A 788-nucleotide genomic window follows, 5' to 3' on the forward strand; every position below is an offset into this window, starting at 1 on the left:
CACCATGTCGTTGACGAACTTGATCGAAACGCAAAGTCGCCGCGCCGCCTCGGTGTGCGTGTGGCCCTGCGCGACAATCTGCACGGCACGTTCACGCAGCTCAACGTAAGCGCTACGGCGTTTCCCTATGCGGCGAGGCTTGACGGCTTTGCGGAGCTGCTTGCGCCAGTCGTAAACCTGCCAACGGGTCGTGCCATGCTTGCGCGCGACATCGGCGACCTTAGCCCCCGGCATCATGCTCTCCGCCGCGATCCGCGCCCGCTCGGCCTTTGTCCGCCGACGCCGACCGCTGGGTCCCTCGATCACCTCGAGCCGGGAAACCCCAACACCCCCTGAGCCGTCTATATGGACGCCCATTTTGCCGTCTCTCTCCAAATCCAACACCCCCGCCATGCACATGTGCGCAGATTGGCCGGATCAGCTCAGAAATGGCAGGAGGGGGTCGGCGTTGCGCTTACGGAAGACGACGCGCCGATCCATCTGCATCCGGGACTGGCGGACGTCTACCGCCGACAGGTCGCCAATCTCACCGAAGCCTTGGACCACCCTGAGACGCGTGGCGAGGCCGCGGAGATAATGCGCGGTTTGCTCACGGAGATCCGCCTTATCCCTCGGGCCAAGGGCCACGACATCGAACTGGTCGGTGCTCTCGCGGGCATTCTGGCGTTGGGGGAGGGTGACACGAGAAAGCCCCGGGCCATTGGCGCCGGGGCTGGGTCGATAACGATGGTTGCGGGGGCAGGATTTGAACCTGCGGCCTTCAGGTTATGAGCCTGACGAGCTACCGG

General features: G+C 64.3%; 1 protein-coding gene. It reads right to left on the reverse strand.

Annotated elements, in window-relative coordinates:
- On the reverse strand, nt 1-393 hold a 393-nt coding region (locus DDE13_RS22575; protein ID WP_235868829.1), incomplete at its 3' end, for a transposase.
- Nucleotides 394-788 lie beyond the last annotated feature (395 nt).

The organism is Meridianimarinicoccus zhengii, assembly GCF_003254465.1.
Lineage (GTDB): Bacteria > Pseudomonadota > Alphaproteobacteria > Rhodobacterales > Rhodobacteraceae > Meridianimarinicoccus > Meridianimarinicoccus zhengii.